Annotated in this window: 20 protein-coding genes and 1 pseudogene; 14 read left to right on the forward strand and 7 right to left on the reverse strand. The window is 47.2% G+C overall.

What is annotated here, in order from left to right; all coding sequences use genetic code 11:
- The first annotated feature begins 216 nt into the window (after positions 1–216).
- The 9 genes from lspA (at position 217) to ACOJUO_RS15580 (ending at position 9,326) form a co-directional block, all read left to right on the forward strand.
- Positions 217–711, forward strand: coding sequence for a signal peptidase II (lspA, locus tag ACOJUO_RS15540; RefSeq protein ID WP_422132933.1), 495 nt, complete (start codon positions 217–219; stop codon positions 709–711).
- A 96-nt stretch (positions 712–807) separates the two neighbouring features.
- Positions 808–1,293 (forward strand): FKBP-type peptidyl-prolyl cis-trans isomerase, encoded by a 486-nt coding sequence (locus ACOJUO_RS15545; protein ID WP_422137446.1) that lies wholly within the window; start codon positions 808–810, stop codon positions 1,291–1,293.
- Positions 1,290–2,234, forward strand: a complete 945-nt coding sequence (gene ispH, locus ACOJUO_RS15550) for a 4-hydroxy-3-methylbut-2-enyl diphosphate reductase (protein ID WP_422137447.1) — start codon at positions 1,290–1,292, stop codon at positions 2,232–2,234. The genes ACOJUO_RS15545 and ispH overlap by 4 nt, the downstream gene beginning before the upstream one ends.
- Positions 2,235–2,396: 162 nt before the next feature.
- Complete coding sequence (locus ACOJUO_RS15555; RefSeq protein WP_422137448.1) at positions 2,397–2,984, forward strand: ANTAR domain-containing response regulator; 588 nt, start codon at positions 2,397–2,399, stop codon at positions 2,982–2,984.
- A 451-nt stretch (positions 2,985–3,435) separates the two neighbouring features.
- Positions 3,436–4,779, forward strand: coding sequence for a CmpA/NrtA family ABC transporter substrate-binding protein (locus ACOJUO_RS15560; RefSeq protein WP_422137081.1), 1,344 nt, complete (start codon positions 3,436–3,438; stop codon positions 4,777–4,779).
- A gap of 151 nt (positions 4,780–4,930) precedes the next feature.
- Positions 4,931–5,929, forward strand: a complete 999-nt coding sequence (locus ACOJUO_RS15565) for an ABC transporter permease (protein ID WP_422132937.1) — start codon at positions 4,931–4,933, stop codon at positions 5,927–5,929.
- Between the two features lie 18 nt (positions 5,930–5,947).
- Positions 5,948–6,817 (forward strand): ABC transporter ATP-binding protein, encoded by an 870-nt coding sequence (locus tag ACOJUO_RS15570; protein ID WP_422132938.1) that lies wholly within the window; start codon positions 5,948–5,950, stop codon positions 6,815–6,817.
- 128 nt (positions 6,818–6,945) lie between these two features.
- Positions 6,946–8,157 (forward strand): alginate export family protein, encoded by a 1,212-nt coding sequence (locus ACOJUO_RS15575; protein ID WP_422132939.1) that lies wholly within the window; start codon positions 6,946–6,948, stop codon positions 8,155–8,157.
- A 308-nt stretch (positions 8,158–8,465) separates the two neighbouring features.
- Positions 8,466–9,326: a D-hexose-6-phosphate mutarotase gene (locus ACOJUO_RS15580; RefSeq protein ID WP_422137449.1), complete on the forward strand. Its 861-nt coding sequence runs from the start codon at positions 8,466–8,468 to the stop codon at positions 9,324–9,326.
- Positions 9,327–9,374: 48 nt separating this feature from the next.
- On the opposite strand, the gene ACOJUO_RS15585 is transcribed toward ACOJUO_RS15580, so the two are convergent.
- From ACOJUO_RS15585 to ACOJUO_RS15615, 7 genes and pseudogenes are all read right to left on the reverse strand, one after another.
- On the reverse strand, positions 9,375–9,824 hold the full coding sequence (locus tag ACOJUO_RS15585; protein WP_422137450.1) for a type IV pilin protein: 450 nt from the start codon (positions 9,822–9,824) through the stop codon (positions 9,375–9,377).
- A gap of 2 nt (positions 9,825–9,826) precedes the next feature.
- Positions 9,827–14,860: a pilus assembly protein gene (locus ACOJUO_RS15590; RefSeq protein WP_422137451.1), complete on the reverse strand. Its 5,034-nt coding sequence runs from the start codon at positions 14,858–14,860 to the stop codon at positions 9,827–9,829.
- Between the two features lie 14 nt (positions 14,861–14,874).
- Positions 14,875–15,126, reverse strand: coding sequence for a hypothetical protein (locus ACOJUO_RS15595; protein WP_422140105.1), 252 nt, complete (start codon positions 15,124–15,126; stop codon positions 14,875–14,877).
- Positions 15,127–15,156: 30 nt separating this feature from the next.
- Positions 15,157–15,324, reverse strand: a pseudogene (locus tag ACOJUO_RS15600) (PilX N-terminal domain-containing pilus assembly protein); the annotation flags it as partial.
- A gap of 6 nt (positions 15,325–15,330) precedes the next feature.
- On the reverse strand, positions 15,331–16,299 hold the full coding sequence (locus tag ACOJUO_RS15605) for a PilW family protein (protein WP_422137452.1): 969 nt from the start codon (positions 16,297–16,299) through the stop codon (positions 15,331–15,333).
- The gene (pilV, locus tag ACOJUO_RS15610) at positions 16,296–16,811 is read right to left on the reverse strand and encodes a type IV pilus modification protein PilV (protein ID WP_422137453.1); all 516 of its coding nucleotides are present in this window, start codon (positions 16,809–16,811) and stop codon (positions 16,296–16,298) included. Before pilV (ACOJUO_RS15610) ends, ACOJUO_RS15605 begins: the two co-directional genes overlap by 4 nt.
- Positions 16,808–17,272, reverse strand: a complete 465-nt coding sequence (locus ACOJUO_RS15615; RefSeq protein ID WP_422137454.1) for a GspH/FimT family pseudopilin — start codon at positions 17,270–17,272, stop codon at positions 16,808–16,810. Before ACOJUO_RS15615 ends, pilV (ACOJUO_RS15610) begins: the two co-directional genes overlap by 4 nt.
- Positions 17,273–17,613: 341 nt before the next feature.
- On the opposite strand from ACOJUO_RS15615, the gene ACOJUO_RS15620 reads away from it, so the two are divergent.
- The 5 genes from ACOJUO_RS15620 to ACOJUO_RS15640 are packed head-to-tail and all read left to right on the forward strand — an operon-like array spanning position 17,614 to position 25,112.
- On the forward strand, positions 17,614–18,153 hold the full coding sequence (locus ACOJUO_RS15620) for a GspH/FimT family pseudopilin (protein ID WP_422132947.1): 540 nt from the start codon (positions 17,614–17,616) through the stop codon (positions 18,151–18,153).
- 28 nt (positions 18,154–18,181) lie between these two features.
- Complete coding sequence (pilV, locus tag ACOJUO_RS15625; RefSeq protein WP_422132948.1) at positions 18,182–18,691, forward strand: type IV pilus modification protein PilV; 510 nt, start codon at positions 18,182–18,184, stop codon at positions 18,689–18,691.
- Positions 18,688–19,743 carry a PilW family protein gene (locus ACOJUO_RS15630; RefSeq protein WP_422132949.1) on the forward strand — a complete coding sequence of 352 codons (1,056 nt, stop codon included), beginning with the start codon at positions 18,688–18,690 and terminating at the stop codon, positions 19,741–19,743. Before pilV (ACOJUO_RS15625) ends, ACOJUO_RS15630 begins: the two co-directional genes overlap by 4 nt.
- A 10-nt stretch (positions 19,744–19,753) precedes the next feature.
- Positions 19,754–20,314, forward strand: coding sequence for a pilus assembly PilX family protein (locus ACOJUO_RS15635; RefSeq protein ID WP_422132950.1), 561 nt, complete (start codon positions 19,754–19,756; stop codon positions 20,312–20,314).
- 28 nt (positions 20,315–20,342) lie between these two features.
- Entirely contained in the window at positions 20,343–25,112 is a 4,770-nt protein-coding gene (locus tag ACOJUO_RS15640) for a pilus assembly protein (protein ID WP_422137455.1), read from the forward strand.
- Position 25,113 lies beyond the last annotated feature (1 nt).

Below are 25,113 nucleotides of genomic sequence, written 5' to 3' on the forward strand. Positions count from 1 at the left end.
AGAGATGCCCGATAGCGTTCGGGCATTTTTTTCATTCACTGTTGCTCTATTTTTTGACTGCATGAACAGTCAGACGGACAAGGAAAAGTCACCTTCTCCGGTTATAGACATAGAGCTTTATCTTCTATTTCGGTTTGTAACCATATCGACATTTATACGACTCGGCATAAGATTTAACTGGGACTCACTAAAACAGATTAAAAGGGCCTCAACAGTATGAGAAAAAAATCCTGGGGAATGCTCCACTGGTTGTGGATAAGTGGAGTGGTTCTGATTCTGGATCAGGTGGTCAAGCATCGCATTGTGGACAGCTTATACCTTTATGAGCAGGTGCCTGTCATTCCTTCCTTTTTCTCGCTGACTCTGGCCTATAATACTGGCGCCGCATTCAGTTTTCTGAGTGATCAGGGTGGCTGGCAACGGTGGCTTTTTGTGGGGGTAGCATCCGTCGTCAGCCTGATGTTGGTCATCTGGCTTGCCCGAATGAAGAGAGAAGAAAGTTGGCAGGCCTGCTCAATGGCTCTGATACTGGGAGGTGCACTGGGCAATCTTTATGATCGGATCATGAATGGTTACGTCGTGGATTTTCTGCTGGTGTATCATGACGGTTGGTATTTCCCGTCCTTCAACCTGGCGGATATGGCCATAACCTCCGGTGCAGCCATGTTGGTTCTGGATATCTTCCGGCCTCAGCATAACAGTCATAGCTGAAATTATGCTGGACTATGGGGCACCTGGAGTCTTTAAGATGGCGGCAATCGTTGTCTGTGTATGAATGGATTTTTCGAAAGCGGGTATAGAAAAACAATGTCTGATGTTGTGGTAGGACCGGGAAGGCAGGTAACACTGCACTTTGCCCTGAAACTGGAAGACGGGCAGGTGGTAGACAGTAATTTTGATGGCCAGCCTGCTACATTTGTCGTGGGGGATGGGAACCTGCCTCAGGGTTTTGAGCAGGTGATTTATGGCTTGTCCGAGGGTGACCAGGGCAGCTTCAGAATCCCACCCGTCGGTGCTTTTGGTATGCCTAATCCCGAGAACATCAGGGAGTTTACCAGAGACACATTCTCTGATGATATGGAGTTGCAGGTAGGTTTAGTCGTTTCTTTTGCTGATGCCGCCAACTCTGAGCTGGCTGGCGTCATTACCGGTTTGACAGAGAGCCATGTTGAAGTGGACTTTAATCATCCACTGGCGGGTAAAGAACTGTTGTTTGAAGTGAAGGTTCTGAATATCACTCAAGCGATTCATACACCAGAAACTCATACACCAGACAAGAGCGCAAAGGCATGAAAATCAGGCTGGCAAATCCCCGGGGATTCTGTGCAGGCGTTGACCGGGCTATCGACATCGTAAACCGGGCTCTGGATGTTTTTGAGCCTCCTATTTATGTGCGTCACGAAGTCGTTCACAACAAGTTTGTGGTAGAAAACCTCAAACAGCGTGGTGCCATATTTGTCGAGGAGCTCCATCAGATACCGGATGATTCTATTGTTATTTTCAGTGCTCACGGTGTTTCCAAAGCAGTCGAAGCAGAGGCTGCCCGTCGTGGTTTGAAAGTCTTTGATGCCTCTTGTCCTCTGGTCAAAAAAGTCCATATGGAAGTTGTGCGTTACTCTCGGGATAGTATGGAGTGTATTCTGATTGGTCACGATGGTCACCCTGAGGTGGAAGGTACCATGGGCCAGTACGACGACTCTAAAGGCGGGAAGATGTACCTCGTCGAAACAGAAGACGATGTTCGGAAACTGACAGTGAAAGATCCGAAACATCTTGCTTATGTTACACAGACGACACTGTCTATGGATGATACCGCCAGGGTGATTGATGCACTGAGGGTCAAGTTCCCTGAAATTAATGGGCCGCGCAAAGACGATATCTGCTACGCCACTCAAAATCGTCAAGATGCCGTGAGGGCTCTGGCATCTGAATGCGATGCAGTCTTTGTGGTAGGTTCGGTGAACAGTTCTAACTCCAACCGCCTTAGAGAATTAGCCGAAAGAACAGGCGCATCAGCTTATCTTGTTGACGGAGCCCAGGATATTCAGCCTGAATGGTTGGAAGGCAGACAGAGTCTGGGCATTACCGCAGGCGCTTCAGCCCCTGAAGTGCTGGTAAAAGGTGTCATCAATCGGTTGATTGAATTAGGCGCCGAAGAGCCCGAAGAACTGGAAGGGGAACAAGAGAATATTGTTTTTAGCATGCCCAAAGAGCTCCGGATGGTAGAAGTCTGACACATCCAATTGGCCAGGCATCAGGCATTTGCATCGATTTCGTTTCCGGAACAGCTGGCTGATTCTGAATGCTAAACCCGTTCCTCATTGCTCTGGTACAGCCCTTGCTTAAAAATAGCCTGTGAATAGTTATCTTTTCAGGGATATAGAGTGTTACAGGCTATGGATTCAGTGTTGTTGATTGGAGACCGTTCGGCTCGACTGTCTGTTTTAAACCAGGCACTGAATGAGTTTGGCTACCAAGTCATTAAGCGACAGGGGCAGAATGAGGACCTGCTGACCCTTGTGCCCGACCTCTCGCCCGATATTCTGGTGATTGGTCTGGATAAGCCTGCCCCCTCACTTCTGGAAAAGCTGGCTCTGATCAACAAGACCTCTCCACTCCCTGTCGTAATGTTTGTAGAGCAAACCACTGACAACATCGTCCAGCAAGCCACACGATCCGGCGTTAATGCCTATATTGTGGCTGATCTGCAGCCTCAGCGCCTCAAAACCATTATTGATGTGGCCGTTGCCCGTTTTCAGGAATACCAGTCATTGAAAGATGAGCTGGAGCGGACCCGGAGTCGTCTGGAAGATCGAAAGTTACTGGACAAGGCCAAGGGGTTGCTGATGTCCAGACAGGGGATCAGTGAAGACCGGGCTTATAAAAAGTTAAGAAAGATGGCTATGGATAACGGTAAAACTCTGGCAGATGTGGCCAGAAATGTTATTGATGTTTTCAACATGCTGGAAGAAAAAGCGTCATGATCGGAAGATTGCTCGTTGTTGGTGCGCAATTTCAGTGTCATGCACCAAACCGAAATAAAAATGAAACAAAATTGAAAAAAGATCAGAGTTAGAGGCCAAAATTAGTTGGCACGAAGAATGCTTTAACTCAGCTACAACAATAAAAAATGTTCCTGCCAAGGGCGGCAGGAGCAGGCATTCGCAACAAAGACGTTGTGAAAGAGAGCAAAGGCGCTCATCGCTATCCGGAAAAATTTCCAGGTAGCGGTGGGCGCCTTTTTTTTTACATGGATGTACCGAACCCCTGAAATGCGTGATGACAAGGTGATGGAGCGATGTATGAGCCAGAGCCGAAAAGGCATTTCAGGGGGCGGTGCAGAATAATAAATCTTTAGGTAGCAGGGCAGTGAGCTATCAGTAGAGATATTTGGAGTGACAAATGAAGTGGTTCAGACCCTTTAAGTCGGTGGCAATGAGTGCCTTGATTAGCGTCAGTGGTCTTGTGTCAATGCAGGCAAATGCCGAGTTGGGTTATCCAGAAAAAGAAGAACTGAGGTTTGGTTTTATCAAACTGACGGACATGGCACCAATAGCCATTGCGTACGAAAAAGGCTACTTCGAAGATGAAGGCTTGTACGTCACCATAGAAGCTCAGGCAAACTGGAAAGTATTGCTCGATGGTGTCATCGATGGACGGCTCGATGGCGCGCACATGCTGGCCGGTCAGCCTATTGCTGCGACCATGGGTTATGGTACAAAAGCGGAAATCATCACTCCGTTTTCCATGGATCTGAACGGTAACGGTATCACTGTTTCCAATGAAATCTGGAAACAGATGAAACCGAATATTCCCAAACGGGCAGACGGCAAGCCTCAGCATCCCATCAAGGCGGATGCTCTGAAACCCGTTGTTGAAAAGTACAAAGACGACGGCAAACCATTCAACATGGGTATGGTCTTCCCGGTCTCCACACACAACTATGAACTAAGATATTGGTTGGCAGCGGGTGGCATTCACCCCGGATATTATGCTCCGCACAAGGGGGATACCTCAGGTCAGATTAATGCTGACGCACTGCTATCGGTGACTCCGCCACCTCAGATGCCAGCCACTATGGAGGCGGGTACTATCTATGGTTACTGTGTAGGTGAGCCCTGGAACCAGCAGGCTGTCTTCAAAAACATCGGTGTTCCTGTTGTTACGGATTACGAGATCTGGAAAGACAATCCGGAGAAAGTGTTCGGTATTACCAAAGCCTTTGCCGAAAAATATCCCAACACCACTATTCGTCTGACTCGCGCACTGATCCGTGCTGCCAAATGGCTGGATGAAAACAACAACGCCAACCGTCCTGAGGCTGTGAAAATACTTTCCCAGTCCAATTATGTAGGTGCTGACTACGACGTGATTGCCAACAGCATGACCGGTACTTTCGAATATGAGAAAGGTGACAAACGTGAAGTACCTGATTTCAACGTCTTCTTCCGTTATAACGCTACTTATCCCTACTACTCTGATGCGATCTGGTATCTGACCCAGATGCGTCGCTGGGGACAGATTTCTGAAGATAAACCCGATTCCTGGTACGTCGACATTGCCAAGAAAGTTTATCGCCCGGATATCTATGAAGCAGCTGCCAGGTCCCTGATCGAAGACAAATTGGCCAAGGTTAGCGACTTCCCGAACTTTGCAGAAGAAGACGGGTTCAGAAATCCACAGACCCACTTTATTGACGGCATCGTCTACAACGGCAAGAAGCCTAATGAGTACATCAACAAGTTCAGTATTGGTCTGAAGCAGGGCGACAAGATTTGATTTTGTTGTGAATGGATCAGCCTTGTGGTTGATCCATTCAAGCTCGGGCTGATGATTTTGAAAATACAGCCTCATCACGATTTGTGCACTGTTTTATGTTCTGGGATGGGCTGAATTTTCCGCTCAAGGCTGTTTGGGGGAGAGAACCAACATGACAACTGAAACTGCGTTGGCCAATAACAATACTAACAAGCCAATTATTTCTGAAAATCTTAAAACAACAATAATAATAACCTTTAAAACCCTGTTGATTCCTTTTGCCGGCATCCTGGTCTTTCTGATGATTTGGTCAGGGGTCGCCAGCAAAATTGATACATCACTGGGCCAATTTCCCGGACCCTCGGCAGTCTGGGAGCAAATGGGGTCGCTCTATGAAGAACACAGCGCCGAACGATTCAAAGAGCAGGCCTTCTATGAGCGACAAGAGAAGCGTATCGAAGCCAGACTGGCCAAGGACCCGGATTACGTACCCAAAATTCGTGCCTACACCGGTAAAGAAACGTTTCTGGACCAGATCTTCACCAGCCTTATCACTGTGCTGAGTGGATTTGTCCTGGCAGCAGTCATCGCCATACCCCTGGGGATTGCCATAGGACTGAATAAAACCCTGAATGCGGCAGTGAATCCTGTTATTCAGATTTTTAAACCGGTTTCTCCCCTGGCTTGGCTACCTTTGGTGACCATGGTCGTCAGTGCTGTGTATGTCAGTCCTGACCCTTTGGTAGCCAAGTCCTTTTTAAATTCCATGATTACCGTCACGCTCTGTTGTCTGTGGCCCATGGTAATCAACACTTCAGTGGGCGTTTCTTCTATTGAGAAGGATCTGGTGAATGTCAGCCGTGTGCTGAGACTGCCAGCCCTGAAGCATGTGCAGAAAATTGTTCTGCCCGCTTCCATACCGATGATTTTCACCGGCATGAGATTGTCGTTAGGGGTTGCCTGGATGGTTCTGATCGCTGCGGAAATGCTGGCTCAGAACCCCGGTCTTGGAAAGTTCGTCTGGGATGAGTTCCAGAATGGCAGCTCCAACTCTCTGGCCCGGATTATGGTGGCCGTTATCGTCATCGGGTTTATCGGTTTTCTGCTGGATCGCACCATGCTTCAGCTGCAGCGCTTTGTCTCCTGGGACAAGGCCGGCATAGTCAGTTAATTCACGGAGGTGACGGACATGAACTCTCAAAAAGCAGCGGGCACTCTATTAGATATAAGCCACATCGACATGGTGTTTGATACACCAAAAGGACCTTTCACGGCACTCAAAGGCGTGGACCTGAAGATCAGTAAAGGAGAATTTGTTTCGCTGATTGGTCATTCGGGGTGTGGTAAGTCAACCGTATTGAACATTGTTGCCGGGCTTTACCAGGCCACTACCGGGGGTGTAGTCCTTAACGGTAAGGAGGTCAGGGAACCGGGACCGGAAAGAGCCGTGGTGTTCCAGAATCATTCTCTGCTGCCCTGGCTGACAGCCTATCAGAACGTTGAGCTGGCGGTTAAGCAGGTATTTGGACGCTCAAAAAGCAAGTCTGAAACAAAAGAATGGATAGAGCACAACCTGGAATTGGTGCACATGGAGCATGCCATGCACAAGCGACCTGATGAAATTTCCGGAGGTATGAAGCAGCGTGTCGGCATTGCCAGGGCACTCTCCATGCAGCCGGAAATTTTGTTGATGGATGAACCTTTCGGTGCTCTTGATGCTCTGACCCGGGCTCATATGCAGGACTCTTTGATGGAGATCCAGCAGGAGCTGAATAACACCGTCATCATGATTACCCATGATGTGGATGAAGCCGTACTGCTCTCGGATCGCATCGTCATGATGACCAATGGGCCAGAAGCCACTATTGGCGAAATTCTTGACATCAATCTGGAACGTCCCAGAGATCGTCTGGCTCTGGCAGAAGACCTTGAGTATACCCGCCTGCGCTCTGAAGTATTGAAGTTCCTCTATGAGAAACAGCGCAAGGTGGAAAACATCAGCAAGCATAAAAAGAAAAAAGAAGCTTCCAGCAGTAAGGAAAGCTTTCAGGCCGCGTAGTATCCGGGGGGATATAACGCAGCTCAATCAACAATAACAACAATAAATCAGCAATGAGCGAGAAAAATAATTTTTTGTCGTCCATGCGATAAAAGGCTTTTCACAACAAAAAAACGGAGTTTAAGTCCTTGAAACACACAAAGGTAACATTACTGGCAGCGGCTATTGCGGGGGCAGCTGCTGTCTCAACAACTCAGGTTCAGGCTGACGAATTTATAGAAGCGCTTACCGGCGGAGAGGCGTATGGTGACTTCAGGCTCAGATACGAAACGGTTGATCAGGACAATACCCTGAAAGATGGCAAAGCACTGACCCTTCGCTCTCGACTGGGATACAAGACAGGGGATTACTACGGTTTCTCTGGCCTTTTGGAATTTGAAGATTCAAGGTCTATAGCGGGTATCGATGATTACAATGATGCGGTTGGCAATGGTGCTGACTATTCCGTGATTGCTGATCCGGAAGTGACCGAAGTCGATCAGGCATTTATTCAATATAAAATGGAAGGGCTGACAGCCAAGCTCGGAAGACAGGTTATCGCTTATGATAATCAACGTTTTGTTGGGCATGTGGGCTGGCGACAGGATCGACAAACCTTTAATGCATTCAGCGCTGATTATATGCCGGTTGAAGGACTGTCACTGAAATACGCCTACATCAACAAACGCAACCGGATTTTTGCGGAAGAAAAGGATCTGAGATCCAAGGATCATTTGCTCAACGCTTCTTATGCCACACCCTTAGGAAAACTGACCGGCTATGCATACTTGCTTGAGTTGGATGATGATACCGACAACAGTCTGGATACCTACGGCGTGCGACTCTCAGGTTCCGCAGATGTCAGTGACCTGAAACTCCTCTACACCGGAGAGTTTGCCACTCAGGAGTCCGAATCAGGCTCAGATAAATACGACGCCAATTTCTACTTTGTCGAGGGTGGAGTAGCGATATTCGGTATTACCACCAAAGTGGGTTATGAAGTACTGGGCTCCGATGATGGCAATTATGGCTTCTCGACGCCGCTTGCTACTGCTCATAAGTTCAATGGTTGGGCGGATCAGTTCCTGAGCACTCCTGCTCAGGGTCTTAAAGATCTTTATGCCACAGTTGGTGGCAAGCTTTTTGGTGGTAAGTGGTCGGTCACCTATCACGATTTTAGTGCTGATGAAGAGACCTCCACTATTGAAGATCTGGGTAAAGAGATCGACCTGGTCTACAGCAAGAAGTTTGGGAAGCACTATAACGCGGGTGTGAAATATGCTACCTATACTGCAGGCGATGATGCTGCTGGTAAGGTAGATACCGATAAACTCTGGTTGTGGGTGGGTTTAAGTTTCTGATAACAACGAAAAGGGAAGCCTGAGCTTCCCTTTCATAAAATAGTTATTGATCCCATATTCAATCCGGCTTAGCGGATGTCCAAAATACGATATTTATCGTCTACTTACCCAATTCTCTATCTGAAGTTTTGATACTCTTTCATAGTCTTGTAAATTTTTGGTTGCCACAATAAGTCCAGACTGACCGCATACCCTGCTATCAGTGTATCTGCAGGTATAGATGTAAATGCATGTGTCGATGAGGTGCCTGATCATGTCACAGAAATGTGGGTCTGTTATTCTGATGTTACAACTCAGGAAGTTTCGCTATGACTTTTCAAACGAATTCTGCTTTCAAACCCAGAATGATAGGCGCTGTGCCTGTTCTTGAAATCGACAATCCTTTTGCCAAAGCCATGATCTCCCTGCAGGGAGGGCAGGTTTTAAGTTATCAGCCAAAAGGTCAGGAGAAGGTCCTCTGGATGAGCCCGCTAGCGGATATAGTTGAGGGAAAAGCGATTCGTGGTGGCGTGCCCATTTGCTGGCCATGGTTTGGTCCTCGACAGGAAGGAGGCCCCAATCACGGTTTTGCCCGTACAGAGCTTTGGAAATTTGAGTTGACTGACACGCTGGAGACTGGCGAGACTCGAGTTGTTTTGTCATTACCGATTGACAGTATCCCGGAATGGGATGGTAAAGCAGGCCTGACTATAGAGATTATTGTTGGCAAAACACTAAGAATCAGTCTGACCTCGAGAAACACCGGAGCAGGAAAAGTTGAAATCAGTCAGGCGTTGCATACTTATTTCACCGTATCAAACACGGACCTGATCTGGATTGAAGGACTGGATGGCAAGCGTTACCTGGATGAGACCGACGACAGCAGAGCCTGCATTCAGGAAGGGGATGTGATCATTCAGGGTGAAGTCGACAGAACCTATATTGATGATAGCGAAGCCTGCATCCTTCACGATCCTGGTTTGGGAAGAAAAATCACCATCAAAAAATCCGGCAGCAACGGCACAGTCGTCTGGAACCCGGGACCTGTTCGGGCAGAAAAAATGCATGATGTGCCTACTTTTGATTATAAGTCTATGGTTTGTGTGGAAACGATAACGTTGCCCCAGGTTTCTGTTGGGCTGGAACCGGGGGGGAGTCATGTTATGGTGGCTGAGATTTTTGTGGGGTGATTGGTTTTTTTGGAATGGAGCCCTCAGGTTTAGAGGGCTTGTTCGAGGCTAGTTCCAGACGTTTACGAGTGTACCTGTCCCTCCTCGCTGTCCTAGCGAGGTCAGGGTTATAGTATCTCCTGCAGTTATACCTGAAGCACCGGTAGCCGTTGCAGTTAAAGTGTAAGTCACTCCACCCGCTGGAACAGCAATGGTAAGGTTGAAGTTCGGGTTGCCGGTTTCCGGGCTTTGGGTGGCAAAAATGCTTGGTGCACCGTTGTCATTATCGCCATCGCCATCAGCTGCAGAAGCTCCTAAATAAGAACCTGTTTGAGCTCTTTGCCTTTCCATCGCATTCGCCAATCCCGTGAGTGAGGCACGTGCATCCGCTGTAGCCGTATCCTGTACCTGTTGGTTATAGGCAGGAATTGCTACAGCAGCCAGTATTCCAATGATTGCTATAACAATCATCATCTCTATCAGTGTAAAGCCTTTTTCTGTTGTTCTTATATCTTTCATGGCTATCGAACCTGTCTCCAGTAGCTACTGCCTTCAAAGTTTGGACAAGCTACTTCTTCTCCATCTGTACCATTAAACATCAAGCATGTAGAGTCGTTTCCTGAAGATGGGTTTTCTTCACCATCTGGATCTGGGGTTTCGCCATCTGGAGATGGGTTTTCGCCATCTGGAGTTGGATTTGTACCACCTCCGGGCGGAGGAGTTCCTCCATCCGGCTGAGGTGAAGGTTCTGAATCAGAACCCTCGTCTTTTGCAAGCCGAATGAACACGCTGGCATCGACAATACCATTGGTATTAATCCGATCGCGATCAATAACCTGCCCGTCCAGGCTTGTTTTCCATGCCCAGCTCCGACCAGTAACTGCTGAACAAGTGTTGGTTGCATCCGCCTCTGGTGTAAAACTGCTGAAATAAATTTCACTGTTATAAATAGTCGGATCACTCAGAACTTTTTCATGCAAGCCAGGAATCGTCGACATACTGAGATACCAGCCTTTCTGAAGGGTATCAGAGCCTGTTGGTACTGATGTTACGTAATCACCGTCACTGTTTTGTGAATAACTGATTTCTATCAGGTCGTTATTGTTCACGTTATACATTGTATGCTTCGGTACGGATCGCTTGGACTTATAGTTGTCGTCGCTGCTGTCAGAGCTAAAACTTGGGTTGTATAACTCCTCACTGGTAATGAAGAAAAAGCGATCTTCGGTGTGCTGGTTAATTCTTCCCAAAGGGTCAGAGCGTTTTCCACTACCTATGGCAATGCCTATATTAAGGCGTCCGTTTTTTCCGAAGGTTGTAATGTCGGGACGGGTATAGAATTTGCGCGCGTTCTCTGCTTGTGTGCTCTGAGAAGTATTTTGAGCTGTTGGATAACCGATGTAAGCCATAACCCCGTCGTCGGAATCCCAGGTTCCATTACCATCCGAGTCACTTGGCCAGACTAGATTACCCAATTCACTTCTTGAAGTAACAGCACAGTGATCGTTGCTGTACTCTCCGTTAGCGTTTGAAATGGGTATACACTGATTCAGGTATAATCGCCAAAGCTGGCCTCCGGTATCTCCGAACAGAATCTGATCCGGGAATCCATCACCTTGGAGATCGGCCAGGCTGACTCCGCCAGGGATGCTGTATTGCATCTTATTCAGCTTAAGTGAGGCAGTATTATCTGGGCTTGCGTGCCAAAGGAGTTCTCCAGTACTTGCATCAACAATATATATTGCATTACCCATGGTGTCTGTCCTGTATATTGAAGAGGCATCCTGACTGTTGTCGTAGCCTCCTGAAAAGACAAGTACATCAATGGCTTCAGTAAGGTTGCTGCTTACTTTGTTATCTATTGAGCTGTCGACCGACTTACCTATTCTTATTTTTGCTTTAATTGGCTTCGACCAGGTTTGTCCAAGTCGACTGAAATTACCTTCACCTCCACGAATGAACCAAAGCATTTCAGGAGTGCTTAAATCTGTGACATCCAATGCATAATAGTTTCGTCCTCCGCGACGCATGCCTACATAGGCATATACGAACTCATTCGGGTTTAGAGTGTCACTGGGTATTAACAGGGTATCGCTGTCATTGTCGTAGTCCATAGTGTCTGCACCACCATAGATCACACCATTACCATTTACATCGTTGGTCCATAAGGTAATGTCACCATCCAAACCATAGGGGCGGCCCTGCTGTCCTGGTATACGGCTTGTTGTGTTGTTTTCTTCGAGAGTGTCCAGGATTGGCAATAATTCTTGTGGAATAAACGAGAAGTATTCCATGTTTTGCTCTTGGCCGGATGTAGGGGTGGTGTTGAATGCATGGAACATTCCATCATTGCTGCCAATAAACAGGGCAAGCTCCAGGTTATCTTCACTACAACTGTAGAGGTTGTCTACGGTTTGGTTACGACACCGGTAGTTTGCTAATGCTGGTGTAGAGTGGAGGGGATCTCCCATCCAGGTGTTAGGATTTCTTACCCAATTTATTAATTCATTCTTCCTGGCAACATCAGCATTATCCAGGCCAAAGAGGTCAGGTGTCAGATTTGAGTTTGTAATTTTCAATTGTTGATTATCAGCCGCAATAGATACAGAACTGCCCGCTGGGTTTTGACCAATGTAGGTAAATATCTTACGGTTGTCTGCACCATTGAAGCGACTGGCTGCACCACCTTCATCAACATTTTTGCCATCCTGCGTGGCACTCCAAAAACTCTTGGAGGCATCATTAAAGAAACCTGTTTCCTGATCTATAGCCGGTAGAGGGGGGGTGCTACCGTCATAAATTTCTGTGGAGTCATTATTGTCAGTGAGCAACTGGTACTTTTTAAGGTTTCCTATCCAGCGATCGGTGAGAGAGGGCTTGAAGACGCTGTAGAAAATCTTGTTCAGGTGCCGGGATTGGTTGAATGAGTTTGCAGCAACACCAGGCGCTGCAAAAGTACTTTCCTTGTCAAGAATGCCGTTAACAATATCGTTGAAAGCATTTGCCAGATCCTGAGCGTTTTTTGCCTCATAGTAGCCTACTTCGCTATCGGGCTTCGTTCTGTCTCTTCCCTGATAGGCCAAATTCTGCATGAACTGTTTGGCATTCTGATCAGCTTGTGTTGCAAAAGCGATTGTGTGGGTGGTTACTGTATTGACAGACTCAACGGTATCAACCAGGTCGTTTGTAGCCATCCAGTTTGCAAGGGATCTGCCACACTTTTCACCATCATTGTAGGCATCTCCTGAACAGGTCTGGCCGATCAAGCTGGCAATGCCATCTATTGCTGTAGAGGTATTGCTGTTCGCTTGTCCATCAGTCAACAATACAAGATGGTTGGATTGGCAAGAGTTAACTATGGGAGTTTGGTTTCCTCGAAAAATGCTTGTGTAGTAATTGGCTGCATTGTACATACTCGGAACAATGGGGGTGCCTCCACCAGCCGACATATTGTCAACAAGAGATACGAGATGATCTTTAACTCTATAGCCTGCACTTGTGTCGATACCACCGTCTGCGACTTTAACTATCAGTCGAGGGGAAGATGATGGACTATTATCGTAACTCTTTGCATAACGCTCACCCCCGGTGGCCTTGAGGATCAGTGTCAGATTATTGCCAGCCTGCCAGCCATTTCTGCTGATGACTTCAGTGATAACATCTTTTATGTCCGGTGAGCGATAAGTGATGCCAGTAATCCAGTTTTCCTGAATTGACCAGTCAACAGATGCAGAGGTTAAGCCGCTGCGATAGCTGATATTTCTGTAGCCACTGACAAATGCTGACGAAGTATCCCGATCCTCTGCCTGAATACGGATTGACATGTTCCCTGAATTATTATTATGTGAGGTCAATTCAAGATAGGCTTCTAAAATGGTGGCATTTTTCTTCAGGGGTAATCTTGGGTAATGAAGACCGCCTGTAGAATAGGTGCTTGAATTACCACCCATGCGAATCTCATTGTTATATAAATAGATACCTCCATCAGAGTTCCACTCATAAGCATCCTGATCTGAACCATTAATGCGCGTGTTAATGATAGAGGTTATGCAACCCGATCCGTTTGCGGGTGGAGTGTATTGAACAACGAGGCGAGGCTTTTTAGCATTGTTCCTGTCAATGCTGTAGGCAGTTCGGTTACCACTTCCAGAACCCTTGCTAATATAGAAGGTGCTGCTGTCATTTCCACACCAGTTACTATCATTAACAACCTCTTGAAGTAGGCTTGCTACATCAACCTCATGAACACTTGGATCTTCGGAAGTTCCTGCGGACCAGCTTCCGGGAGTCCAGGTTATAGGTCCGTATTTTTCCCTGCTGCTGAGGTTCTGATTATTTTGAGAAAATGAATTATTGTGGTTGCCTGTTGGTTTTCCTGCGAAGACATTAAAAGATATAGGCTCAGAACTGTTTTCAGTGGATGTAAACTCTATTTTTGCACTGTTTATTGTTGAGCCGCTGGGGATCCCTACTGACTGGAAGCGAACTCCTGTTAATTTTTCAACAGTACTTTCCGGTACAGAGTATTTTATGAACAGTTTGGGGGCGTAGCTTTTATAGCTCCCATCGGATTGTTCTTTGAATATATGACGATCATTGGGTGTTCCACCAATAACTTCCATGAAAAGAGCCAGATTGTTCAGCTTCTCACCAGCCGTCCAATTGAGCGATGCATCGTTCAGAATCGATTGTATAACACTTGATATATCGTCAGTTACTCCGTTGGTGTTACTTAACCAGTCATCAGGTTCCCAAACATGGCTGGCAGAAGTTCGAGGCCTATTTCCAAAATTACTTTGATCCGGTCCCATTGATTGCGGGTTTTTCGCCAGCTCTGCATCAATTTTAATTTCCACAAACTCATCGGTATCATACGTGCTGCGAAATTTAATATGAGCCTCTTCGATAATGGCATTAAAGGGTATTTCGAGATTTCTGAAATACAGCCCATTCAACTGAGTGCTATAAAATGAATAGTATGATGTGTTATACCAAATTGAACCATCTGAACTGAGCCCTTCAGGACTGTCATAATAGTTTTGAAGCTGATAAGTTCGCTCTTGACTATTTATAGCTGAACTGCTCACAACACCTAGTGTGAGAGTGTTGGAAGATGTAGTTACCGCGCCCGTCGTGAGATCTTCAGTAGCATCATCGGTTGATTCTAAAAGCTCAGGTGTTCCAGCCAGAATAATATCTGAGCCATAAAGGGCATCAATATCCGTAACAGGAAAAGTGAGTCGGCTTGACTCTCCTGATCGGGCGTGAAGTTTCATTAAACCAGCATTGATGTCAGATGCATTTGCCATAATGTCACCAAATGACTGCTTAAGAACATCAAGGCGAGAGTCTTCTCCATAGCCTGCATCATAGTTATCTGTGAGTGACCAATCCATCGAACCTGAGTTATCAAGGATAAAAAGTACATTAGGCTTGATTGAACTATCATAGTTTGGATTGCTCAGGAATATGTCTGTATCGTCACTCCATGTTGCAGTACTGGTGGTGAGTAAAAGGGAAGTGAGTAAAGTTATATTAATGGACTTCAATTTCATGGAGGCTGTTCCTGTTACTCCAATATCGCTTTAATAAAACCAGCCTCAAGTTCTGTGACTGTATTCGCATTATTCATGTTTGCATTGCTGACAGTTCGAAAGCGGTAGAGCTTAAGACCATCAGAACGTAAGCCTTGTCCCTGAACGATACCTACCCGGGTGGTGGTTGCCTGAGCTGCAACCTGGGAGCCAGAGGCGTCAGTAAATATGAAGGTTTGTGTGTATCCACCTTCTCCAGCCTGATCAACGGCAAATTTGAGATCCATATCGTTTTCATTCTGGCTTAAGCTACTTTCAGCAGCTTGAAACGTTGAGTTTTTTTGTTGAACAGTCAGAGAGATGCGCTGATCCAGAGTGGAGTAACGTACTGATCCGATTGCAATTACGGTAACCAATAGCAAAATTATCAAAGAGATGAATAGAATTGCACCTCTTTCAGATTTATAGGGGGCCCTTGTTTTCATTTCTGATTATCCCCGATTTCTTAAGTTGATTGTTGTTGTAAAAACTCTCCTGAGGAAACGGTCATTAGCAACAAATTGATTGTTTGCGGCAGCCGTGTTCAGAATAGGGAAAGTTTGTTGAGTTGCCTGAGGAAGTACAGCTGCTCTTGAGACGGCAATTAGACTGATTCTAACCTTTCTGAGGTTTTGCCATTGGCAGTCACCCGCTGTGTTACCAAAGTCGCTTATATCACAGTATCTCAGGCCACCATTATCTATGACGCCATATAGAACTTGCATGTTCTCGATGCCGTCAACCATATTGACGCCATCACGGCGAAGTGTCGTTCCGTTGATGTCGTATATGAGACCTTGGGGCACACCTGCAACCATACTCCCTACTCTGAATAATGGATGACTCTGATTGCACGTGCTATCAGGAGTGCACGTGGACAGGAGAACCATGTCACTAGTATCGATATTTTGTTGTGGTGTAATTTGAGTAGTGTTTGCAGCACCAGCATTAGGAGTAAATATGGCAACGTTCTGGCAGTCTGAAACAAGGAAGATATCATTGGCATCGTATGTCACAGAGTTCTCCAGAGTAATACTACCTGCAGAAAAAAAACTGCTGACATCGGTATCGGAAAACTCTTCTGATGCTGTAAACATCATTAAAGTATCATTGTTTGTGCCATTTCCTTCAGTGCCACCTAATGCCTGATTTGCAAAATTAAGCACAGAGTTATTCATCGAGGTCATAGTGGATGGGGCACAGTCTCCCTGATATCCAGCCATTCTAATGTCGCGCTTAATCATATCCATAGCTATTCGAGCACTCTCCCTGATTTGAGAAAGTGCAGTTTCTGTTGCATTGGAGGTAACTGAGTCAGCAAACATCCGGGTTACGCCCAGCATTAATAAGGCACTGAGGGCAATAGCCACCATGAGTTCTACAAGGCTAAGACCGAGTTGTTTTGAGTTGTACGACTTCATATTTCAAAACCCATTTCGTAGCTTCGCTGTAAAAGTTGTTGTGATCCGCTATCAGTTTCCTGCCAGTTGATTGTTAGAGTAAATTGATTATTGTTCTGGGCCAGAGATGCTGTGGCACCAGCAATTGTTGGTTGCCAGTTATTGCCATCAAGCCCTATATTGTTCACATCAACAATGTGATCCAGCCATTCTCTGATGTCGTGTGCGGCAAGCTGGTCTGGATTGCATCCTCCTCCTTGAAAGATACAAGCAGGGTCATTAGGTGCGGCGAGCTGACCATTACCGTAGCTGCCATTGAGAGCAGCGTCTCTGTTATTTCTCATTCTCTCTGCCAGGTCATAGGCCAGAAGAGCAGCTTGTGTTCTGGAAGCGGCCCCCTGAGATGATTGGCTGCCCAATAATTGAAGGCTGGCCATTCCCAGAAGACCTATAGACAAGACTAAAACGGCTACAAGAATTTCAATGAGCGTGAACCCCTGTACCATTTCTGAGGTGAGTTTATTCCCGGTCATTGTATCCTCGCTTGTCCGGAACCATTTAGCTGAATCGTTCCACAGAAGGCAGCACCTCTGGCATCACATACAGTCAGTTGAATAGGTGCGATAAGTTGCCCGTTCTGGTCGAAGTCAACTCGGGCGACGTTGACCTGATTTCCGCCTTCAAGAGGGGTGAAGGTTTGCAGAAGGTTCGCTCCCTCAAGGACAATAAAACCATCAGACCAATCATTGTCATTGCAGGTAGCTTGATCATTGGAGCCACAGACAGTTATGGCCATATTTCTTGCAGATGCTTCACTTCGTGCCAAGTGAAGTGCACCCAAAATACGGTTCGTCTGAGATGTAATCCTGCTGTCCTGAATGGATGCATCAAAACTGGGGTAGGCAATACTGGCAAGGATGGCCAGTATTGCCACAGTGATCATCAGCTCTATTAATGTAAAGCCGGAATATTTGATGGGATTCTGAACATCCATGAAAAAGCATTTCTTCTTGTATTTATTTTTCTTCTTTTCGCAAGCCGCAGGCAGTGTACCGATCCCTGCATGGCCGAGTTGAACACAATGTTTTTGTGGTTGGCAGTAGATACCGATAAGCGGTATTTCATCTGGATGAGCTGTTATAAGTACCTGCCACTTTGCCCCCTGCCGAAATCTTTTATCCCTGAAAACCAAGCGGTTTTTGCCATTGGTCGGTTGAAGCGATCTTGCTATCCGAGTTTCTTACAGTGCTTCTACGGTTTGAGATCAGAGACAACTAAAGTGCAGTTAAACGATGAGAAACCTTCTTCCCAAAGTATCGAAACAGAGAACTGATTATGGTGTTCGGATCGGGCCAAAAATGGAAAAGCGGGGCAGGGATGACGCTTCCTGAAATGCTGGTCACACTGTCTGTTTTTGCGATTCTTATCACTGTTGCAGCTCCCTCAATGAAAGATGTACTGGCAGATCGTCGTGTTGCTGCTAATACCCAGACACTGTTCGGCAGTATGTTGCTGGCCCGAAGTGAGGCGATTAAACGACGAAGTCCTGTTTCGATTTGCAAGTCCAGTAATGGGTCTGGGTGTGATAACTCACTGATGAACTGGAGCTCAGGGTGGCTGGTGTTTGCAGATGAAGATGCTGATGGTGCTCTCGACTCGGAAGATCAGTTAATCAGAGTCTTTGGAGATACGGATAATCTGATTTCCATGCAGTGGAATAATGGCAACACGCTGGGTTTTAACCCTCATGGACAAGCCCGGCTGGCAGGCACATTTACTCTGTGCGAAGCCAATTCGAGTGGCTTTGAAGTCAGGCAGATAGTTCTGAGTCTCACCGGGAGAGCAAGGGTGTCAGAGTCGGGAACCTGCAACTGAATAGACTGTGAAATCTACTGAGGTGCGTATGAAAGGAAGTACACGCAACCTGATCAACCAGCTGTATCAGAAGGGTATTGGCCTGATCGAGGTCATGGTGGCTCTGCTGGTGATCTCCGTCGGTGTGTTGGGCATGGCTGGCCTGCAAACCAAAAGCCTCCAGCATAACCAGTTGGCTTATCTCCGCTCCCAGGCTGTCATTGTTGTCAACGATATGATGGATCGTATTCGTGCGAATAAAACAGTCGCAGCTACGGGCAGTGATTACATCACTTTGGAAACAGAGCATGTTGCCGCTGCCTGTACGACTCAGGAATTTATTAATAGCTGTGAATCTGCAACCTGCAGTGAGTCACAGTTAGCAACCTATGATGTGCAGCAATGGAAATTCCAGCTGGCCTGTCAGCTACCCGATGCTACAGGCTCTATTGCCATAGAAGATACTTCCTCAGGCCGTGTCTATGTCATCACTCTGAAATTCAATGATTCCCATAGTGCCCAGGCAGCACGTGAAGTGGTGTTGAGGAGTGCACTATGAATAGAGAGGGGGTGAAGCAGGCAGGGTTATCACTGGTAGAGATGATGGTCGCCCTGCTGTTGGGGTTGATTCTTATCGCGGGTATTGGGCACCTTTTTTTGAGTGCCAATCGCACTTACATGTTACAGGATGAACTCTCCCGCATTCAGGAAAATGCGCGCTTTGCCATTGATTTGATCGCGCGGGATATTCGTATGGCTGGCTCTACAGGTTGCCCTCCCTCTTCGGATCTTGCCAATGCTTTATTTACCAGCACGGATGACCGCATCTGGATGGCACACTTTGATAAGGGCATTCTGGGTGTTCCCCAGGCCAATAATTCCAGAGTCGACAGCAATGCTATTTCAGAGAGTGTTGTCATTCACAAGGTTGATCAGGAAAGCGCGTTGAGTGTCATCAGCCACAATACCGGAACGGCCAGAATGACGCTGTCGGCTCCTCATAGTTTTAATTCAGGAGATCTTCTGGTTGCGGTTCGCTCTGACTGTCAGGGGGTCTCCGTTTTTCGTGCCGGAGCCAATACCAGTGGCTCAATGGTCTCTCACGAATCAGCTTCCAGTGGCAACTTGTATAACTGCACCAGCCAATTGGGTGGAAGCTATAACTGTCTGACATCCGCTGCGGACGCCAAAGCTGAGAGTCATACCGGTTCACAGGTTTTTCCTCTGTCTTCTGTCGTTTACTACCTCCGGGACAGTAACGGTGTCCCGAATCTCTATCGCAGGTTTGCCGGAGAAACTTCCTCTGGAGCGATTAATTCAGCTGAAGCGCTTCTTGAAGGTGTAGAAGGTTTAAGTCTGCTTTATGGCTATGACAGCGATGACGATGGCATTGCCAATCAATATCGAACCGCTTCAGAGATAGGGTTGTTCAGTCTTGATTGGCAAAATGTCACCAGTGTGCGTATGGAGATGCTGTTTAGAAGTTTTCAGGAGGTGACAGACACCCCTCAGTCCTATTTTTTTGCCGGAAACCGCATAACACCCTCGGATAATTTTTTACGTCGATCTTTTGTGATCACTATGGAGTTGCGGAATCGAATTCCGCAGTGAGGATCGCTCAATGAAAAGCACAATGAAGTCTCAACAGGGAAGCGTTTTAATGGTCAGTCTGGTGCTGCTATTGATTCTCACAGTAGCCGGTATTACTTCGATCAGGATGACCAGTCTGGAAGAGAAAATGACCGGTAACTTTCGAAATGAACAATTAGCCTTTCACTCTGCCGAAGTGGCAGTGCTCGAAGCTGAAAATTACATTGCCAATACCGTTTTTTCCCTTTCCAGTTTTAATTCAGGCTGCAGCAATGGGCTTTGTTTCAGTGGCGCTGAAATTACCGATGCAGGAACCTGTGAAAATGGCAGTGACAGGCCCTGGGAGGATGAGTCTGTCTGGTCTTCCTCTTCAAAACATCGAACGACGGTCATTAATCTGGAAGGTATATCTGCTCAGGCTAAATACATCGTTGAGTTCCGGTGCTATCTACCCAAGGAAAGTGATGGCCCTGTCCCCGACCCGGGCAGTTTTACTGACTGGGCGCAGTTTTACCGGATTACCGTATTGGCAACGGGTGGTTCTACAGATGCCCGGGTCATGCTGCAGACTACTTATAAAAAAAATGACTAGCAGAGGCTATAGCTCAAGGAGTGCAGCCATGAAGATGAAGCAAATACTGATAAACAGCCTGTCTGTTTTGTCAGTCTGGTCCACTCTGGTATCAGCAGATCCCTCATCGAATCTCTATTCATCGGTGCCACCTCTGTTAAGTCGAAGCTCGGAACCTCTGGTTATGTTGGTGATGTCGGTTGATCACGAGCTGTTTAAAAAAGCCTACCCGGATTACTCGGATCTGGATGGTGATGGTCAGTTGGATGTGACCTATAAAGACAACTTCGAATACATGGGGTACTTCGACAGTCAGTGGTGCTATTCGTACAGTTCGTCGAATGGGCGATTTTCACCGGTTGCACTGGCAACCGGTACCCATAGTCACTTCTGTGATACAGCAAGTGCACCATGGAGTGGTAATTTTCTGAATTGGGCGACCATGAGTCGAATGGATGTTTTGAGAAGGGTGCTCTTTGGAGGTAAGCGGTCTTCTGATAGCTCATCTCTGACCGTTCTGGAAAGAGCCTATTTGCCCAGAGATATTCATGCTTTTGTCAAAGTATACAATGGCAGTGATCTTGCCAGTCTGACTCCTTACAGTGGTTCTGTGAGTTTTTGTAATCTGGCGACCAGTGAACTTGGTGAACCAAAGGTTCGTATTGCCAGTGGTCAATGGCCACGCTGGGCGTCTACTGAAGTGATTCAGTGCCAGTGGGGTGCGTCTAACAGTCCTTCCAGCAGCTATGAGTTAGCAGAAAAAACGGTTCGGGTTGAATCCTGTGTAGCAGGTAAAGATGCATCAACGTCGGTTCGTTGCAGAGAGTATTCTAATGGCAACGCCAAACCGGTGGGATTGCTGCAACGCTATGGTGAAGATGGCAGTCTCCGGTTTGGCTTGATCAGCGGCAGTTACGACAAGAATATTTCTGGTGGCTTGCTGCGAAGAAATATCTCCAAAATTGGTGGTAACTCGTCGTCTTCTGATGATGAGGTCAATGTATCTACCGGTATTTTTAACGGCTCTGTCAATGGCATCATACAGCACATCAACAGCTTCAGAATTGCCAGGTACAGCTACAGTCAGAATAAATATACCGACTGCAGCACTTATGGCATTTCCATTGATACCTTTAAATCAGGGCGTTCAACTTATTCAAATCGTCATTGCAGCAACTGGGGGAATCCACTGGCTGAAATGTATCTGGAGGCTCTAAGATACTTTGCCGGTCAGTCATCACCCAGCAGTGCTTTTGATACCAGTGTTGATGATCAATTTGTGTCAGGACTGTCGACCGAGTCCTGGATTGCCCCCGTCACTTCAGCCAACGCCTGTGCCAACTGTTCAATTATCCTGTTGTCCAGCGGACTGAACTCTTTTGATTCCGACGAACTCTCCAGTAGTGCCGATTTGCCTGGCTTGTCGGGTACTGCCAGTGTGAATAGCAAAACCGATGAAGTGGGTGAGCTTGAATATAACAATAACTTTGCTGGTAACTATCTGGTTGGAGGTACAGGTAGCACACGACAGTGTACAGCTAAGTATCTTAATGGGTTGTCAGAAGCCAAAGGCCTGTGTCCTGAGTTGCCTCAGCTGGAGGGGAGTTATCAGGCGTCCGGATTGGCGTTCTATGGCAACCAGACCGATTTGAACACTACTCTTGATGGTGTGCAGAAAGTCAAAACCTATGCCGTTCAATTGGCAGAGAGTATGCCTAGCTTTACCCTGAATGCGGGTGGTAAGCCTGTCACTTTCCAACCGGTTTGTCATACCAGCTCCAACTTTGGTTCCGGAACGAATTTCTCTGGCAGTGGTAGTGACTGCACACTCACTGATGTAGTGGTAGAGAATACAGTACTGAACTCTGATGGTGAGGTCGTGGAAGGCAGCTTGCTGTTTACCTGGGAGGACTCTCTCTGGGGTAATGATTTTGATTATGACGCTTCCTCACGCATTAAGTTTTGTGTTGGAGCCCAGTGCTCAGCCACTTCAGATTCAACCCTGCGTGTGGGTAGTTTTGGCAGTGACCAGGTGCGAATGGCTGTCCAAGTAGATGGTGTTTATGCCGGATTGAACCTGAGGTTCAGTTACACAATGACTGGTACTTACGACGATGGATTACAAAACGATTTTGTCTACAAAGGGCAGACGGATTATGAAGTGAATAACTTTACGGCCAGCGGCAACTCAGCAGGTCTACTTGAAAAACCGCTCTGGTTTGCGGCCAAGTACGGTGGCTTTGTTGATCTTGATGGCGATGGTACGCCCAGGTATGACGAAAATGGCGATGGGATTTCAGATGACGACCGGGAGTGGGATAGCCGGAATAATACTACAGGCTCAATAGGCGCAGATGGTTTACCTGACAATTATTATTTCGCTCGTAACCCCAGCCAGTTAGAAGCTCAGCTGGGGCAAGTGTTGCAGGATATCGTCAGCAGGGTGTCCTCCGCCACCAACGCGGCACTTTTTTCGAACAGTCAGACTGGCGCAGGTGTTCTCTATCAGGCGCTGTTTCAACCCGTTATGGAGTACAACGGTAAGACCATTTCCTGGGGTGGTATGCTTCACGCGCTCTTTGTCGACAGTAAGGGTTTACTTCGCGAAGACAGCAATGGTAATGACAAGCTTGATGATTATACGGTCGATAAAGTCGTGAAGTTGATTTTTGACCCCAACTCCAACCAGACGCTGCTTCAGAGATATTCCACTTCAGATTCAGGGGTAACACTGACGCCCGACGGCGCTCTTCAGTCCCTGAATCAGCTGGATGCAATCTGGGATGCCAGAGATCAATTATCCAGTCTCTCCAACGTCACCAGTCAGCGTACCTTCAGTTCCCTCGCTTCAGGTGGCCGCCATATTCTGACCTGGCTGGATGAAGATAATGATGGTGTTGTTGATATCGGTGAAACTCTGCCACTGACGCCTGATACATTCAGCACAAGCGAGGGTTATCTGGGGGTTTCAGCTTCTGAGGTTGCCAATGTCATCAACTATGTTCGCGGTGAGGAGATCTCCGGAACCCGTCCTAGAACCATTGACTACGATGAAGACGGAGACGATGATGTCTGGCGACTGGGTGATATTATTCATTCAACACCACAGCTGGTGTCTTCTCCGGAAAGTCGGTTTGATGCCCTCTATTCCGATACCACCTATACCTCCTTCTACAACCAATACAAAAACCGTCGGCACATGCTTTACGTAGGGGCTAATGACGGCATGATCCACGCTTTTAACGGTGGCTTCTGGGATGACAGTCAATACGGCTATAACACAACGGGGGATAACAGCGAAGTCAGCCATCCACTGGGTTCTGAACTTTGGGCTTATACGCCCATGAATCTGTTGCCTCATCTGCAGTGGTTGAGAGAGCCGGACTATCCCCATGTTTACTACATGGATGCAGAGCCTGTAACTTTCGATGCCAACATTTTTGACAGTAATGACAGTGATTATCCCGGCGGCTGGGGAACCGTGCTGGTGATGGGTATGCGTCTTGGTGGCGGTGATTACGAGGTGACTTTGGGTGGGAATAACAAAACACTTCGCTCTGCCTATGTAGTGCTGGATATCACTAATCCAGAGGAGCCCCCTAAACTGCTGGCGGAAATAACCCATCCGGAACTGGGCTTTACCACTTCTCGCCCTGCTCTGGTAAAACGTCGTGTGGCTGCCAAAGACAGCCAGGGTGAAGATGATTGGAGTCAAACACCTACGACGAATGAATGGTATCTGGTTTTTGCATCAGGACCCATCGGTACAGGGGAGTCTGGCATACGAACGGCACTGGATGACGGGTCGAGTAATCAGAATCTGAAACTCTTTGTCTATGATCTGAAAAGTAAAGCTTTTGTGTCGGGCATGGCGCCGATGGATTCAGGGGTTTCTCAGGCATACGGAGGTAATATTACAGCTGTGGATTGGGATCGGGATTATAAAGACGATGCCGTTTATCTCGGAGCAGTTGCAACAGGTGCTTCGACTTTGGATGGCAAACTTATGAGATTGCGTCTGCAAAACACTATGGCCGACTCAACACTGGCAACACTTCTTGATACCGGGAAGCCGATTTCAGCCGCCCCTGTTGTGGCCTCAGACAAGCGTCATCATTGGCTTTATGTAGGGAGTGGAAGGCTACTGACGTATAATGACAATCGCACCACACAAACACAGTCTTTTTATGGTTTCAAGGAGCCAAAAAATAGCAGCGGTGCTTTAAACTACAATGCGGTGTCTTTATCAGGTCTGGTCAATACGACGGATGTTCAGGTCTACACCAATGGTACTGTCAATAAAAAAACCAACAGTGGCAATGTGGCCTTTACAGTGGACTCCTCAACCGTCAGCAGCTTTACTGCGCTTCAGACAGTGATTGCGGCCAAGAGTGGCTGGATGCTTGATTTAGAGGGTGATGGTGTTATTCCCGCCGGGCGGTCAATCACCTCGGCTTCCCGATTGTTTTCTCTGATTCTGTTCACTGAATACAAGCCATCAGCAGACAGTTGTCGTGTGGATGGTTCCAGTACTCTGGTCGGCTTGCATTACCAGACGGGGACAGCATCACCCGACCCCGTTCTGGGTGAGCAGGACCAGGGCGATCAAGCCAGCGCTGATCTTTCCATAAAAAGAGTCAATCTGGGGTTGGGCTATGCATCGTCTCCCGTTATCCATCAGGGGGCTGGTGGCAGTCGATCTGCGGTAACCCAGGGCGCCGGGGGCAGTATCAGTAGTCACGAACTGAATTACCGTTTCCAGACTTCTGGCAGAATGTCATGGCGACAGATCTTGAGCATTCCCTGGGGAAGCGAATGAT

This window comes from Endozoicomonas sp. ALC020 (assembly GCF_049275935.1).
In the GTDB taxonomy this organism is placed as follows: domain Bacteria; phylum Pseudomonadota; class Gammaproteobacteria; order Pseudomonadales; family Endozoicomonadaceae; genus Endozoicomonas_A.

Bases quoted from the DNA above. Each gene is read 5' to 3' on its own strand.
- ACOJUO_RS15570 (WP_422132938.1), top strand. From the start codon at position 5,948: ATGAACTCTCAAAAAGCAGCGGGCACTCTATTAGATATAAGCCACATC.
- ACOJUO_RS15620 (WP_422132947.1), top strand. From the start codon at position 17,614: ATGGTGTTCGGATCGGGCCAAAAATGGAAAAGCGGGGCAGGGATGACG.
- lspA (WP_422132933.1), top strand. From the start codon at position 217: ATGAGAAAAAAATCCTGGGGAATGCTCCACTGGTTGTGGATAAGTGGA.
- ACOJUO_RS15580 (WP_422137449.1), top strand. From the start codon at position 8,466: ATGACTTTTCAAACGAATTCTGCTTTCAAACCCAGAATGATAGGCGCT.
- pilV (WP_422137453.1), bottom strand. From the start codon at position 16,811: ATGACCGGGAATAAACTCACCTCAGAAATGGTACAGGGGTTCACGCTC.
- ispH (WP_422137447.1), top strand. From the start codon at position 1,290: ATGAAAATCAGGCTGGCAAATCCCCGGGGATTCTGTGCAGGCGTTGAC.
- ACOJUO_RS15630 (WP_422132949.1), top strand. From the start codon at position 18,688: ATGAATAGAGAGGGGGTGAAGCAGGCAGGGTTATCACTGGTAGAGATG.
- ACOJUO_RS15585 (WP_422137450.1), bottom strand. From the start codon at position 9,824: ATGAAAGATATAAGAACAACAGAAAAAGGCTTTACACTGATAGAGATG.
- ACOJUO_RS15595 (WP_422140105.1), bottom strand. From the start codon at position 15,126: ATGGATCTCAAATTTGCCGTTGATCAGGCTGGAGAAGGTGGATACACA.
- ACOJUO_RS15635 (WP_422132950.1), top strand. From the start codon at position 19,754: ATGAAAAGCACAATGAAGTCTCAACAGGGAAGCGTTTTAATGGTCAGT.
- ACOJUO_RS15545 (WP_422137446.1), top strand. From the start codon at position 808: ATGTCTGATGTTGTGGTAGGACCGGGAAGGCAGGTAACACTGCACTTT.
- ACOJUO_RS15615 (WP_422137454.1), bottom strand. From the start codon at position 17,272: ATGGATGTTCAGAATCCCATCAAATATTCCGGCTTTACATTAATAGAG.
- pilV (WP_422132948.1), top strand. From the start codon at position 18,182: ATGAAAGGAAGTACACGCAACCTGATCAACCAGCTGTATCAGAAGGGT.
- ACOJUO_RS15565 (WP_422132937.1), top strand. From the start codon at position 4,931: ATGACAACTGAAACTGCGTTGGCCAATAACAATACTAACAAGCCAATT.
- ACOJUO_RS15590 (WP_422137451.1), bottom strand. From the start codon at position 14,860: ATGAAATTGAAGTCCATTAATATAACTTTACTCACTTCCCTTTTACTC.
- ACOJUO_RS15605 (WP_422137452.1), bottom strand. From the start codon at position 16,299: ATGAAGTCGTACAACTCAAAACAACTCGGTCTTAGCCTTGTAGAACTC.
- ACOJUO_RS15555 (WP_422137448.1), top strand. From the start codon at position 2,397: ATGGATTCAGTGTTGTTGATTGGAGACCGTTCGGCTCGACTGTCTGTT.
- ACOJUO_RS15640 (WP_422137455.1), top strand. From the start codon at position 20,343: ATGAAGATGAAGCAAATACTGATAAACAGCCTGTCTGTTTTGTCAGTC.
- ACOJUO_RS15560 (WP_422137081.1), top strand. From the start codon at position 3,436: ATGAGTGCCTTGATTAGCGTCAGTGGTCTTGTGTCAATGCAGGCAAAT.